General features: G+C 44.1%; 14 protein-coding genes. 6 read left to right on the top strand and 8 right to left on the bottom strand.

Annotated features, from left to right (window positions below):
* Positions 1-29: 29 nt before the first annotated feature.
* From fahA to ACS8E3_RS11455, 3 genes are all read right to left on the bottom strand, one after another.
* On the bottom strand, positions 30-1,319 hold the full coding sequence (gene fahA / locus ACS8E3_RS11465; RefSeq protein ID WP_439244314.1) for a fumarylacetoacetase: 1,290 nt from the start codon (positions 1,317-1,319) through the stop codon (positions 30-32).
* 247 nt (positions 1,320-1,566) lie between these two features.
* Positions 1,567-2,763, bottom strand: coding sequence for an amino acid aminotransferase (locus ACS8E3_RS11460; protein WP_439244312.1), 1,197 nt, complete (start codon positions 2,761-2,763; stop codon positions 1,567-1,569).
* 186 nt (positions 2,764-2,949) lie between these two features.
* Complete coding sequence (locus ACS8E3_RS11455; RefSeq protein WP_439244310.1) at positions 2,950-3,882, bottom strand: LysR family transcriptional regulator; 933 nt, start codon at positions 3,880-3,882, stop codon at positions 2,950-2,952.
* 163 nt (positions 3,883-4,045) lie between these two features.
* Here ACS8E3_RS11455 and hppD point away from each other — a divergent pair, with 163 nt between their 5' ends.
* The 4 genes from hppD (at position 4,046) to ACS8E3_RS11435 (ending at position 8,238) form a co-directional block, all read left to right on the top strand.
* The gene (gene hppD / locus ACS8E3_RS11450) at positions 4,046-5,146 is read left to right on the top strand and encodes a 4-hydroxyphenylpyruvate dioxygenase (protein ID WP_439244308.1); all 1,101 of its coding nucleotides are present in this window, start codon (positions 4,046-4,048) and stop codon (positions 5,144-5,146) included.
* A gap of 129 nt (positions 5,147-5,275) precedes the next feature.
* Positions 5,276-6,178, top strand: coding sequence for a phenylalanine 4-monooxygenase (gene phhA / locus ACS8E3_RS11445; protein WP_439244306.1), 903 nt, complete (start codon positions 5,276-5,278; stop codon positions 6,176-6,178).
* A 125-nt stretch (positions 6,179-6,303) separates the two neighbouring features.
* Positions 6,304-6,645 carry a 4a-hydroxytetrahydrobiopterin dehydratase gene (locus ACS8E3_RS11440; RefSeq protein ID WP_439244304.1) on the top strand — a complete coding sequence of 114 codons (342 nt, stop codon included), beginning with the start codon at positions 6,304-6,306 and terminating at the stop codon, positions 6,643-6,645.
* A gap of 168 nt (positions 6,646-6,813) precedes the next feature.
* Entirely contained in the window at positions 6,814-8,238 is a 1,425-nt protein-coding gene (locus ACS8E3_RS11435) for a Na+/H+ antiporter NhaC family protein (protein ID WP_439244302.1), read from the top strand.
* Between the two features lie 385 nt (positions 8,239-8,623).
* Here the strand turns inward: ACS8E3_RS11435 and ACS8E3_RS11430 are convergent, their stop codons facing one another.
* Positions 8,624-9,163 (bottom strand): peroxiredoxin-like family protein, encoded by a 540-nt coding sequence (locus tag ACS8E3_RS11430; protein ID WP_439244300.1) that lies wholly within the window; start codon positions 9,161-9,163, stop codon positions 8,624-8,626.
* A gap of 146 nt (positions 9,164-9,309) precedes the next feature.
* The gene (locus ACS8E3_RS11425; RefSeq protein WP_439244297.1) at positions 9,310-10,002 is read right to left on the bottom strand and encodes a haloacid dehalogenase type II; all 693 of its coding nucleotides are present in this window, start codon (positions 10,000-10,002) and stop codon (positions 9,310-9,312) included.
* Positions 10,003-10,211: 209 nt separating this feature from the next.
* Here ACS8E3_RS11425 and ACS8E3_RS11420 point away from each other — a divergent pair, with 209 nt between their 5' ends.
* On the top strand, positions 10,212-10,820 hold the full coding sequence (locus tag ACS8E3_RS11420; protein WP_439244295.1) for a TetR/AcrR family transcriptional regulator: 609 nt from the start codon (positions 10,212-10,214) through the stop codon (positions 10,818-10,820).
* Between the two features lie 42 nt (positions 10,821-10,862).
* Here ACS8E3_RS11420 and ACS8E3_RS11415 read toward each other — a convergent pair whose 3' ends face one another.
* From ACS8E3_RS11415 to ACS8E3_RS11405, 3 genes are all read right to left on the bottom strand, one after another.
* Entirely contained in the window at positions 10,863-11,957 is a 1,095-nt protein-coding gene (locus ACS8E3_RS11415) for an RNA-guided endonuclease InsQ/TnpB family protein (RefSeq protein WP_439244293.1), read from the bottom strand.
* A 218-nt stretch (positions 11,958-12,175) separates the two neighbouring features.
* A complete protein-coding gene (locus tag ACS8E3_RS11410; protein WP_439244291.1) occupies positions 12,176-12,730 on the bottom strand; it encodes a carboxymuconolactone decarboxylase family protein in 555 nt (184 codons plus the stop codon).
* 283 nt (positions 12,731-13,013) lie between these two features.
* A complete protein-coding gene (locus ACS8E3_RS11405; protein WP_439244289.1) occupies positions 13,014-13,514 on the bottom strand; it encodes a lactoylglutathione lyase family protein in 501 nt (166 codons plus the stop codon).
* A gap of 108 nt (positions 13,515-13,622) precedes the next feature.
* Between ACS8E3_RS11405 and ACS8E3_RS11400 the strand changes: the two genes are divergently transcribed.
* Positions 13,623-14,239, top strand: a 617-nt coding sequence (locus tag ACS8E3_RS11400; RefSeq protein WP_439244287.1) for a LysR family transcriptional regulator, incomplete at its 3' end; no start/stop codon positions are given.

Below are 14,239 nucleotides of genomic sequence, written 5' to 3'. Positions count from 1 at the left end.
TTGCTTGTATAAAGCTCGACAGATAAGCATTATTTATCAAAATTAAAATTCAGCGCAGGCAACACTTTGCCGCGTACTTCACCAAAGCCCACGCGAATGCCGTCTTTTTCGCTATAGCCTTTCATAATGACGGTGTCACCATCTTCGATAAAGCTACGTGTCTCACCGCCTTTTAGGCTGACAGGTTTGGTCGCATTCCATGCAATCTCAAGCATTGAGCCATAAGAGTCAGGCGTAGGCCCCGAAATCGTCCCTGAACCCATCATATCGCCGACTTCTACTTTACAGCCTGTGATGGTGTGATGAGTCAACTGCTGCGCCATCGACCAGTACATGTATTTAAAGTTGGTCTCACAAACAACCGTTGTCTCATCGCTATTTTCAGGCATTAGCTCTACTGATAGATTGATGTCATAGCTGTTATTGGTCTCTTTTTCGTTGAGATACGCTAGCGGCTTTGGCTCTTGGGTAGGGCATGGCGTCTTAAAAGGAGCTAGAGCATCCATGGTCACAATCCAAGGTGACACCTCAGAGGCAAAAGTTTTGGCGTTGAATGGTCCAAGCGGTACGTATTCCCATTTTTGAATATCACGGGCTGACCAATCATTTAGCAGCACCATGCCAAAGATATGCTCGATAGCATCATCGACCGCAATCGGCTGACCGATATTATTGCCACGACCGACCACAAAAGCGGTCTCAAGCTCAAAATCCAAGCGCTTACAAGGTGAGAAGATAGGGCGCTCATCAGCGTTAGGCTTTAGCTGACCTGATGGACGTACGACATCGTCACCACTGACAATGACAGTGCTGGCGCGGCCGTTATAACCGACCGGCATTTCTGTCCAGTTCGGTAGTAGGGCGTTGCTTGGGTCACGGAACATAGTACCGACGTTGGTAGCATGCTCTTTAGAAGAATAAAAATCGGTAAAGCCCGGCACTTGTACCGGCAGATGCATAGTGACGTCTGCTTGCTTAAACAAAGCCTTGTCTATTAAGTCTTGGTTGTCACTCAAATCTTTGTTATCAGTAGACAGTAGCGTTTGGATGGTCTTGCGTGCTGTCGTCCAATTATCACGACCAGAGTCGATAAAGGCATTGAGCGTTGGCTGGTCAAAATACGGACCACCCTCTAAGCTGAGTAAGCCCTCTGACTCAAGGATGGACAAGTCTAGTACCTGCTCGCCAATCGCTACGCCTGCGCGGCGTTGCTCATTAGCTGTTTCACTAAAAATACCATAAGGTAAATTATGGATTGAAAAATCAGAATCTTTAGCGACATCGATAAAAGAGGTGAGGTTTTTGTCAATCGTTGACATAAAGTGCTCCTTGCTAGATATGAATTGAATATATTTTAAATTACGATATAGGTAATTACTTACGTATAATGTAATTTATCAAATTGCAGATTGCAAGCCTTTTTATAAATGCTATACATAAAACAGCTTCAAAAGCAGCTATAAAAAGAGGGCACAAAAAAAGGCTGAGACTGGCTCAACCTTTTTAATTTATCTATATTTTGCTAAAGCTTATGGTTATTGGCTTAGTTGTTGTTTAGTACTTTGCTTAGTCCTTTAACACGTCCGCCATAGCATTGGCGACGTAATCGATATTACTAGTGTTAAGACCAGCGACACACATACGCGAGTTAGCTATCATATAAATACTATACTCGCTCTTTAGGCGCTCGACTTGTTCAGGGGTCAGACCAGTAAAGCTGAACATACCGTTTTGACGGGTGATGTAGTCAAAGTTGCGCTGCGGAATTTTGGCTTCTAACACTGATTTGAGCTTGAGGCGCATGGCTTTGATACGGTCACGCATCGCATAGACTTCACCGATCCATTGCTCGTGCAGCGCTGCATCGTTCATAACGATATCGACCACATGACCACCATGTGACGGTGGGCTTGAGTAGATACGGCGTACCATAGAGTTTAGCTGACCGAAGACACGCTCAGCTTCATCTGCTGTTGGGCAAACTACGGATAGGCCACCGACACGCTCGCCATATAGCGATAAGTTTTTGGAGAATGAGTTACTGACAAATAACGGCAAACCCATATCCACAGCTTTACGAATAGCATAAGCATCGCTGTCCATATCTTCGCCAAAGCCTTGATAAGCGATATCCATAAATGGAATCAGCTCACGTGCTTGAACGACATTTAAGACCGTATCCCATTGCTCACGGGTCAAATCTAGCCCCGTTGGGTTGTGGCAGCACGGATGAAGCAAGATCACATCGTCTTTATTTAACGTTTCAAAAAATGCAATCATCTCATCGAATCTGATGCCACCAGTTGCGGTATCGTAGTACGGATATTTACCGACTTCTACATCAGAGCCTTCAAAGATAGCAATATGGTTGCCCCACGTCGGGTCACTCACGTAGCATTTAGATTGCGGGAACCACTGATTGATAAACTCGGCCCCAACTTTTAGCGCGCCTGAGCCGCCGATAGTGGCAATAGTGGCAACCAAGCCATCTTTCAGAACTTGGGCATCTTTACCGAACAGCAGATCTTGACAGCCTTTGCGATGCCCCGGCAAGCCTGCCATAGGTAAGTACGGACGCGCAGAAATCGAGTCAGCGATACGCTTTTCTGCCGTTTTTACGCAATCAAGCACTGGCATGACGCCATTTTCATCATAATAGATGCCAATACCTAAATTAACTTTATTAGGATTTTCATCTGCCAAAAACTTTTCTACCAACCCTAAGATTGGGTCGCCAGCATAATAATCGATACGTTCAAACATGTTGCTTCCTTGTGTTCTTTATACAGCAAAATATAAATCGAGCCGGCAAAAATCATAGAGCAAATTGACCATGAACTCAATATGAGATTTCATTACCTTAAAAAATTAACGAGACGCTTGGCTAAAACTATCTTTGTTTATTCTGTTTTTAGTACGGCTGAGCATGGTATATCATTAAATCAATCACTACGAACTGTGCTGCAAGTCGTCAAAGTGATCAGAAAAATAGCGCTGCAAAAACTCCTTAAAAGCGATAGTTGCAGGCGATAAGGCACGTGACGAGCGCTGATAAATAAAGAATTGTCGCATCTTGCTCGGCTTTGCCAATGGCCGCATTTGTAAACCATTAGCGCTGACCCAATTAATGACCTCAGGCATGTAGGGCAGACATAAGGTAATGCCAAAGCCTTGACGGGTCATCTCAAGTGCGGTGGACATAAAGTTGACTTTATAGCGTGCCTGCTGCACATGGCTTGCTACATCGTCAGCGAGCTCAGCGGTAACTTGCTCCAAAAAAGGCCCTTGTAGGGTAATAAGCGGACTAAGTAATAGATCCTGCCAAGTGATGTCCGCTTTTTTTGCTAAGGGATGATCGTCTGGCATGACCACACAAAATGGTAGCTGATATAACAAATCGGCTTTGATGTCGTCCTCATTGTCTATAAATTTAAGCTCAGTACCTACTCCTAAGTCCACTTCAATACCTTGAATATGTTTGAGTAGGTTTTCAGCTGAGCAATCCAATAGCGACACGCTAATGTCAGGATAGTGTTTGGAAAATTGCGCTATCACCGCTGGCATAGAGGAGGCGGCAAACTGCGACACTGCTAGGCGTACATTGCCTTGCGCCAAGCTTGTCAAGCTGCTGGCCTCGTTCTCAAACAGTTGCATCTCATTCAAGATACGTCGCGCTTGTGGCAGCAAGTGATGGCCCACGACTGACAGAGACAGCTGGCGCGTGGTGCGATCGAATAATACCACACCGAGACTCAATTCTAATTCTTTGATCAAGCCACTGACCGCAGATTGAGTCAAATACATCTGGTCGCTGGCACGGGTAAAGCTGCCGTTATCAGCGACTTTGATAAAGGCGTTTAGTTGGCGAATGCTAATATTCATAAGTAAACCTGATAAATAAATCATAAAAAACAATTAGTCTTATAAATAAAGCTACTCTACTATAAATACATCGTCAATAAGCAGTACTGATGAAACTATCTTTTTATATTATTTTTGCTAATTTTAGCTTTATAACCACCGATTGAAATTAAGGATGATTGCAATGGCAGATTTATTTGACAACCCAATGGGCTTAAACGGATTTGATTTTGTTGAATTCGCCTCACCGCAGCCTGATGCCGTTGAAGCCTTGTTCAAACAGCTAGGCTTTACGCATATTGCCAACCACCGCTCAAAAGACGTGGCCCTTTATCGCCAAGGTGATATCAATCTCATCTTAAACCGCGAGCCAAAGAGTCAAGCCAGCTATTTCGTTGAAGAGCATGGCGCTGGTGCTTGCAGCATGGGCTTTCGCGTAAAAGATGCCAAACAAGCTTATGAGCGTGCAATCGAAATGGGCGCACAGCCAGTTGACGTCCCAACTGGCGTCATGGAGCTTAGATTGCCTGCTATCAAAGGCATCGGCGGTTCATTGATTTATCTTATCGACCGCTATAAAGATGGCGAGTCTATCTATGATGTCGATTTTGAGTTCTTTGCTGATGTCGATAGAAATCCTATCGGTCATGGTTTTAAAGTTATCGACCATTTAACCCATAACGTTTACCGTGGCCGTATGGCTTATTGGGCAAACTTTTATGAGCGTATCTTTAACTTCCGCGAAATCCGTTATTTCGATATCAAAGGCGAATACACAGGTCTGACCAGTAAAGCAATGACCGCACCGGACGGCAAAATCCGTATTCCACTAAATGAAGAGTCAAAGCAGGGCGGCGGTCAAATCGAAGAGTATTTGATGCATTTCAATGGTGAGGGCATACAGCACATTGCTTTAGCCTGTGATGATCTGCTTGCCAGTATCGATAAGCTAAAAGACGCTGGTATCCCGCTTATGACTGCCCCTAATGATACCTATTATAAGATGCTAGATGAGCGTTTACCGGGTCATGGTGAAAATGTTTCTGAGCTACAAACGCGGGGTATCTTATTGGATGGTACGACGGAGAGTGGCTCGCCGCGTCTACTGTTACAGATTTTCTCTGAAACTATCTTAGGCAGTCCTGTGTTCTTCGAGTTTATCCAGCGTAAGGGCGACTACGAAGAAGGTTTTGGCGAAGGGAACTTTAAAGCCTTGTTTGAATCCATTGAGCGCGATCAAGTTCGCCGTGGTGCGGTTGGTCAGTCAGAAACTGAAACACCATAATAAAGGCGCTAAACGGGCAGGGCAAAAGGAGTCTGTTCTGTCCTTATTAAGCTGTTATCTAACTGATTAAAGTTCAATGACAGTGATTAAAAAAATATTTTTTGTGATAAGTATAAAAGGAGCATGGGCATGGAACGCCGATTATCTAGTACGATGCAGCAAACCGGTAGCGCCAATAGTGCGCCTACTGCTAGAGCGTCTACTCGCCATGATTCTACTCATAATGTCTCTACTCACAAACAGCAAGCGGATACAAAGCAGCCTTACGTATGGCGTCATCCAGATGAGCATGGGCATATTCATTATAGTGCTGATGAAAATATGATGTGGCACACGCTACTTGAACGGCAAGCCGCACAAATTCCCAATCGTGCTTGTTCAGCTTATCTAGATGGTTTAGAAAAGCTGCAACTATCTACTACTCATATCCCTCAACTCTCTGCTATCGATGAAGTGCTACAAGCTACTACTGGCTGGCAGACCGCAGCAGTACCAGCGCTGATTAATTTTGGCAAGTTTTTTAAACTCTTGGCCAATAAGTCCTTTCCCGTAGCTACTTTTATCCGCCGCTTCGAGGACATGGATTATATCGAAGAGCCTGACATATTCCACGAAATTGTCGGACATTGCCCATTGCTGACCCATCCTGCGTTTGCCGCCTTTAATGAGACTTATGGCAAGCTAGGGCTTGATGCCAGTAAGGAGGAGCGCTGGTTTTTGGCGCGTCTTTATTGGTTCACTATAGAGTTTGGTCTGATGGGTGCCACCAAAGAGAGCCGCAGAATCTATGGGGGCGGCATTTTAAGCTCACCGTCTGAGACTATCTACGCATTGAGCGATGAACCCGAATGCCGAGCGTTTGATTTGATCGATGTGCTGCGTACCCCTTACCGTATTGACCAAATCCAGCCTATTTATTATGTCATTGATGATTTGGATACGTTATTTGATATCGTAAATAGCGATATTATGGGCGCGGTAAAAAAAGCCATGAGTATGGGTCTGTTTGCACCCGCTTATGCTGAGCAGTAGCTAGCTGATTATTCAGCTATAGGCTTTAATCCTAAAGATCAATAGCTATTAAATAAAGTAGGCTTAAAAACAATTAACCCTCAAAAAAATTATCAATAGAGAAAAATTAAAAAAAGGAGACTATTATGTCCGCATTATCCCAAGCCAGCTGTGAAGTCTGCCGTGTCGGCGCGCCAAAAGTTAGCGAGTCAGAAGCTCAAGAGCTGCTACAGCAAATTCCTGAGTGGTCATTGATTGATGTCGATGGTATTCAGCAATTAGAGCGTCAATATAAACTTAAAAACTTTGCACAGGCGATGGCGTTTGCCAATCAATTGGCTGAGGTTGCTGAAACTGAAGGCCATCACCCAGGTATGCTTGTTGAATGGGGCAAGGTGACGGTCACGTGGTGGTCGCATAGTATCAAGGGTTTGCACAAGAACGATTTTGTGATGGCGGCAAAGACTGATGCTTTGCTGGATGAGTAAGGCGCTAGTTTTGTTTTAGTAGTGATTTTTTTGGAAACGCTTTTTTTTGAAAATATTTACTGTTCTTTAATCCTTGTTATTTACTATTAGACTTTTAGCCGTTTGTTTTTAATCATTTAAGCCTCTATTTTAGAGCTTTAACAAAAACAGGCAACATAAGGATGTGTTATGCCGCCACAAGTACTTACCCAGCTATCCCCTAAATTAGCCTTTATCATTGCCAGCGCCGTCATCGCGATTATGGGTGTCACCATGATCGGCTTTGGCTGGGTGCCGCACCTGTCATTAATGCTTGCTATCGCGGTTTTGCTCGCCCTAGGTATGTTTAAAGGGTTAAGCTTTGAGAAAATGCAAGAGCAAATGTCATCGGGCGTCGTCAGTGGTATCGGCGCGATCTATTTATTATTTTTTATTGGTTTACTAGTCGCCGCGCTGATGATGTCAGGGGCCATTCCCACCATTATGTATTATGGTTTTGAGCTCATCTCGCCGCAGTATTATTATATCTCCGCTTTCGTCTTAACCTCGATTATTGGCATTGCCTTGGGCAGTAGTTTGACTACCGCTGCTACTATCGGTGTGGCATTTATTGGCATGAGTAATGCCTTTGATGCCAATGTCGCTATCGCTGCGGGGGCTATCGTCTCAGGTGCGTTCTTTGCCGATAAGATGTCGCCGTTATCTGATACTTGCACACTAGCATCTTCTGTAGTGGGTATCGATTTATTCGAGCACATACGCAATATGATGTATACCACAGTGCCGGCGTGGCTTATTACCGCAGGATTGTTTTGGTTTTTCTCTGGGCAAGCCGGCAGTGGTAATTTAGACCAAGTGACGCTATTGCAGTCGCAGCTGGTCGATAGCGGCTTAGTCCATGGTTATTCTGTTATACCATTTATCGTATTAGTCGTTTTGGCGCTTTGCCGAGTGAACGCCATTTATACTATCATCTACACCATTGCTAGCGCTTTAATTATTACCTATTTACATAGTATGCCGAGCATTGGGCAATTAGGCGGCTATATGTTCGGTGGCTATGCGCCTGCCGAAAACTTGGAGCTTGGCGAAGTAGGCGGTATGATTTCACGTGGCGGTATGCAGAGTATGTTCTTTACTCAAACCATTGTGATATTGGCATTGAGTTTAGGCGGTTTGCTGCGCGCTTTGGGTATCTTGCCTGCGTTATTATTGGGTATTAGAGATATGCTGACCAGTTCAGGTCGCGCCATTTTTGCCGCCGCTATGGCAGCTCTTAGCATCAACGTGCTCATCGGTGAGCAGTACCTCAGTATCCTGTTATCAGGCACTGCCTTTCGTCCGACGTTTGAGCGCTTGAACTTACATCCCAAAAACCTATCGCGTACCATTGAGGATGCGGGTACGGTCATCAATCCATTGGTGCCGTGGAGTGTATGCGGGGTGTTTATCAGCCAAGCGCTCGAAGTACCAGTGCTTGATTATCTGCCCTATGCATTCTTCTGTTATTTATCGCTGCTGCTGACGATAATGTTTGGCTTTACTGGATTTACGATTACCCGTAAAGATGGCAGTAATGTACGTAAGTACCAGCAAGCACAAGCCGCTAGCTAAGCAGTGGTATAAAAAGACAGCGACATAGCAGAACAGCATTAATTATAAAGTGCAAAATAATCCCCGTAAGCTGATACTTATGGGGATTTTTAATAGATAGTAACAAGTGTTTAAGGCTAATAACTAGATACGTCACTCGCCACTTAGTATAAGTTATTGTAGGGAATCAAAATTAATCTGCGATAAGTAGAAGCATACCACTATATGAAATTGGCTATAGTCCACCTCTGTAGCACACAGGGTCGCCTACCGACAAAAGGCAAAGTCAAGCGTGTCACAGCAGCTGGAAATCGGCGCCGCAAAGATGGTGATGTGGTAATCCCAAATCAGCGGTGTTCTCGACTTAGGATTAGCAAACACGATTAGCCCTTATGGATAATGACATTCAACCGTGTGTACCGCGGATAGGGTAGTCATTTTCTCGAATAAAAGATAAACCTTCAGCAAGCGCTTCAAGCTCAGGTCTTGCAAACGGAGCGTTCGAGAGGTCAATGATTTGAATCTTGCCTTTAGCATTAATAACGAATACGCCAGGCTCGGCAAAGGGATGATCGGTCTCTTTTTCTGAGCGTGGATCTGAGATGTACAGCCCAAGCTCATTCATCTGCTCAACGGTCAAGCCATAAGCTATCGGGAAACTGATATCTACTAGCTCTTCTAAATGCTCCTGTAACTGCGGTTTACTATCGCCTGATATAGCAAGGATATCCACACCTGCATCAGCAAATGAGGATTTAATTTTTTCTAATTGATTGAGGTATTTGGTACAAATCGGGCAATGTTTACCGCGATAAACCACCACTAACTTCCAATCGTGACCATTCTTTGGTGTGCCTAATGAAGTCATCTCGCCATCAAGCATTTGTACTTGTATGTCAGGAAACTGACTACCGGCGCGAAGTTTTTTCGTGTTATCTGATTGCATGGTTTATCCTTATCCGTTTAAGTGTTTAATATCACCAGTCTCAATCGACTAGTTTGTTATATGTGCTTGTTCATTGTTCATTGTTCATTAATCATAATTGAGGTGAGTATAAGCCTTGGCTAATATGGGATCAGTATGAAACTCTCCTACTGTTGATAGTCGATAATCTGATCGCTCAGCGTGACTAGATCTGAAGCCATAAAGTCTGGCGTTGGTACACTCGCAGCAGGCAGAACCGCGTTATAAGGCCGAGTCAGAAACGCGCCGTGGCCGCCCGCTGCTTGCGCGCCGATTGTGTCCCAAAGATGACAAGCGACAAGGCACAGCTCTGACATCTCAACAGATAGCTCGCTTGCAACCATCTGATACGTTTCAGGTGCAGGTTTAAATTTCTCGATGCTCTCAACGCTAAAAGAGCGCTCAAAAAATGTACTCAAACCCGCCTTCTCAAGCGGCGTCGGGGAGGCGCTACTCGCTGAATTGGTCAACGTCACTAGCCTGAATCCGGCATCACATAGTTTAGTTAATGCAGGCACGGCATCAGCGTGAGCAGGCATCTCACTCATGCGCTGTTTTAGCTCGTCGATATCATCATCTGTTAGCGAGACTTTATGAATATCGGCGGTCATCTGTAAGGCACCAACGCCAAGCTCACCAAAGGGCGCATAAAGTCTCGATAAGGTCATGGTTTGTGAATAAAGCACCAATTGGGCAAACCATTCTCTTAACATATTGTCATCATCGAATAGGCGAGTAAATAACGGGGTCAGCGTCTCGATATCGAGTAGGGTTTCATTAACGTCGAACACGATAATCGAGGGCGATGGAATAGAGGACATAGAAACTCCGTTTTCAGTCATGGCAGATATGGTAATCAAAGACTATACTAATAATAGCGACAACTACCATAGACATATGAGGTCGATAGCTGATCTTACTTTAACTGGACTTGAGCAATCATTCAAGATAAAATTGAGTAATCATTCAAATTGTGCTGCCGTGCTTATCTCATCATTTGAGGTCACCGCTCTTTAGATTGGACTATATTATGTCGCGAACTACTTTATATAATCGCCATGAAGCGTTAGAACGTGCTATCGCGCTGTTTTGGCAAAAGGGCTTTCACGCTACTTCCTTAAAAGATATTGAACACGCTCTCGACATGCGCCCGGGCAGTATTTATGCCGCTTTTGGTAACAAAGATGGCCTGTTCCAAGAAGCACTGGATTACTATGCGCAATCTTCACTCACTGAGCTTGAACGTATACTAGCCAATCATCAGTCGCCGCTGTTGGGACTGGCCGCTTTTATGCGTCAGCTTGGCGGTATTCGTGATAAAGATCTGCCCAGTCGCGCGTGTATGCTCGTCAAAAGCTTGCTTGAGCTTGGGGCACGTGAACAAGTGGCGCTAGAGAAGGTGGAAAAACTACTCGCTAGCATGGAGGCGCGCTTCACAGAATGTTTTGTAGAAGCGCAGCGCATAGGGGAGTTCGATAGTGATCTTGACGCAAATCGACTTGGGCGCCGAGTACAGGCTGAGGTGATGGGCTTGCGTGCTTTTGCTCAGCGTGATGTAGATAGTATAGCGGTGCATGCCTTGGCAGAAGATATGGCGACCTCCATAGAAAACTTGCGACATGATGCGCTTGCTAATTAAACTGCTTTATTAGCCCTTAATTATTTTGACTTCCTCCCCTCCCTAAACGGAGGGGATTCCTTCTACAAGACGGTCAAGCCCGACCGCAAGAATGTTTTTGGCCGCGTTAATATCGCGGTCATGAGTGACACCGCACTCGCATATCCATTCTCTGATTCCAAGATCTGCTCTACCTTTCGGACTGTTTTGGCGTGAGCCGCAACACGAACAAGTCTGGGTGGTGTAACTTTCATTAACTTCGATATAGTGACAACCTGCATACTTGCATTTATAGTCCAGTTGTCGCTTCATCTCAAACCATCCTGCGTCATAGACAGACTTAGCTAGTTTGCTTGAAGTAAATGAGCTTGATTGAAGTTTACCGACCACTATCAAGGCGTTGTCCTCAATCAGACTGGTGGTAAACTTGTGAATTAAGTCTTGACGAGTGTTTTTTATCTTAGCGTGAATGGCTTTTACGCGCTTTTTATGGTTTGCTCTTTGGGCAATGGTAAGTTTTTTAGCCCATTTCTGGGTTTGCTTAATGGTTAGCTTGTCGCCTTGGCTGCTGGTAGCAGCATCCTTACACCCTAAATCAACACCAACCTTACCATCACCACCTTTAACCTTAGGAAAGTCCTTAACGGTGATACAGGCATACCAGTGGCCGCGATTGTCTTGCACTAGCTCCAGAGTATTGATGCGGTACAGAGCTAGGTTATAGCTGTCCCATAGGTCTATTGTGAGCTTTTTACCCTTAGCGAGGCTTAGTTGGATAGTGGACTTAAGGCTTTTCTTGCCTGATTGACGGGTTGCTAAGTGCTTAATGGCGGTCTTTTTAAAAGGAATCCAGCCCAATGATCTACGTTTGGCCTTTGGGTGATTGGTGCGCCAGTTGAGTTTGGCTTTTTTAAATTGCTTACGGGATTTAGCGTGAACCTCACTAATAGCTTGTAAGGTCTGACTGTGCAGATTTAGGTATTCACCTGCGCCTTTGGTGTAAGTGGCCAAGTCATAGGCTGAAAAGAATTTGCCTGTGCGCTTAAGATGTTTAAAACTAAGCTCATTGACGTAATTCCAGACAAAGTTGACCGCACCAGCTAAGATATTGAGCTGCTTGGCGTGTTTGTCTTTGATGCGTAGTTTGAGCGTTTTCATGGAATAATTATGATCTCAATGGGTTTGGGTATCAAGGTGCTTTTAATCTTAGGTGACAACGGTTGACGCCTGATATCCACGCTCTAGAAGGATGTGGTTTTACGGCGCTGGTGATAAATTAATAAAAAAAAGAGCGACTTGATATTTCAAGTTGCTCTTTTTTAGTTGGGTTCTGATAGTTAAATCAGAGTTATCGATTTCTCAGATTAGTTACAATATTAGTCCGCTTTGTGCCACTCAAATTTTTCAAACGGTTTATCTACTGGGGTATTGGCAAGATGATTGGTGTAATTACTCATTACTTTTTGCGCTGCCCCTAATACCACCTCTAATACTTGGCGCTTAGTAAAACCTGCGTCCAAAAATGCTTGTACTGCCTCATTATCGACATTACCACGATTGCGGACGACAGAGAGCGTGAAGTCGCGTAATGCTTCTAACTTAGACGTCGGTAGTGGCGTCTCATTACGTAATGCTTCGGTTATCGCATCATCCACTTTCATGCTTTTTGCAATACCAGTATGGGCAGGCACACAGTAATGACATTCATGCTCGACGTTAATAGCCTGCCAAACAACGGTGGTTTCTTCATCGTCAAAGCTGCTGTCTAAGAACAGTTGATGAAGGCGCTGATACCCTTCAAGCAAACCAGGCGCTTCAGCCATAACGGCGTGTAAGTTTGGAATCATACCAAAGGCGCTAAGCGAGTTATCTAGTAAAGCATGGCTGTCTTTTGGGGCAGTCTCTATATTGTGTAATGTAAAATCGGTCATATAAAATCCTTAGCAAAATATTTTAGTGAAATTAAGATGGGTTTGATGGATAGCTAGAAACTAAGTCAGATAATGCAAGTAACGTCTGGTTATCTGACTCAATGCGCTCACTGATAGCACTATAAATTATTTTGAGCAATCACTCAAATATAAATTGAATGATTGCTCAAATATTTGTAACCCTTGTTAACATTACCGCTTTTTAGCCGAGTTGCGATACGCCAAAAGCGACCTTTACGTATTATAAAGACCGCTTTGAAAAACCTATTGCTATAGTTATAACTTAGTAGGCGCCCTTGCTATAAATAAGCTCATAGCTGTGGCTATATATCTCAACAATGTTGCCGAACGGGTCTTCCATATAAATCATACGGTAAGGCTTCTCGCCAGGATAGTAGTAACGCGGTTTTTCCATACGCTGCTTACCACCAGCGGCAACAATACGTTCAGCAAGTCCCTCTACATTTGGATCTTGAACACAGAAATGAAAGATACCTGTCTTCCAGTATTCAAAGTTATTTTCAGGATCTTCTTGATTTTTGAACTCAAATATTTCAACACCGATGCGATCACCCGTCGATAAATGGGCAATACGAAAGCTACCCCAGCCAGCACCAAACACTTCGGTACACATCTCACCAATTGCACTGTCATCTTCAACGATTTCAGTCGGCTCCATAATGGTATACCAGCCCATAACTTCAGTATAAAACTTCACCGCTGCTGCTAAGTCTGGGACGGATAGGCCGATGTGTGAAAAACTTCTAGGATAAATATTACTCATTACTGTTGCTCCTGTTTGATAGGTTTATTATTTAACCTGGAGCTACTATACAAAGTTATATTTATTACGTAAAATTATCATTTATTATAAATATAAGTATGGTTTGTAATGATAAATACCACCTGGTTACGTACTTTTTGTACTTTGGTAGAAGTTGGCCATTTCACTCGTACGGCTGAGCGCTTACACATGACGCAATCTGGGGTTAGCCAACATATCAGTAAACTTGAATCACAGTTAGATATCGCACTACTCATACGCCAAGGGAAGCAGTTCTCGCTAACTCATGCTGGCAAGACGCTTTATAAAGAGGCTTCGGGTATCTTGTTAAAGCTATCTAATTTAGAGCAGCAGCTTAGTCATGACTCAGCATTTGAAGGTAAGGCGCGCTTAATGTCACCTGGTAGTGTTGGGCTGAAGCTCTATCCCAAACTATTGTCATTACAACAGCAGCACCCTAAGCTCATCATTGATTATCGTTTTGCTCCAAATCCAGATATCGAACAGGCACTTGTTAATCATGAGATTGACATAGGTTTTATGACAACTATTTCAGCGTCAGAGACGATAAGTTGTCAAGTTATTGCCACAGAAGCTTTGATGTTAGTGACGCCGGCTAGTGTTGAGACGCCAAGTTGGGAGACTCTCATACAACTTGGATTTATTGATCATCCTGACGGCGCACATCATGCCAGCATGTTGCTCAGCGCCAATTATCCAAAGTT

The organism is Psychrobacter sp. 2Y5, assembly GCF_051847375.1.
Taxonomy (GTDB): domain Bacteria; phylum Pseudomonadota; class Gammaproteobacteria; order Pseudomonadales; family Moraxellaceae; genus Psychrobacter.
This window is presented reverse-complemented; position numbering and strand designations above follow the sequence as displayed.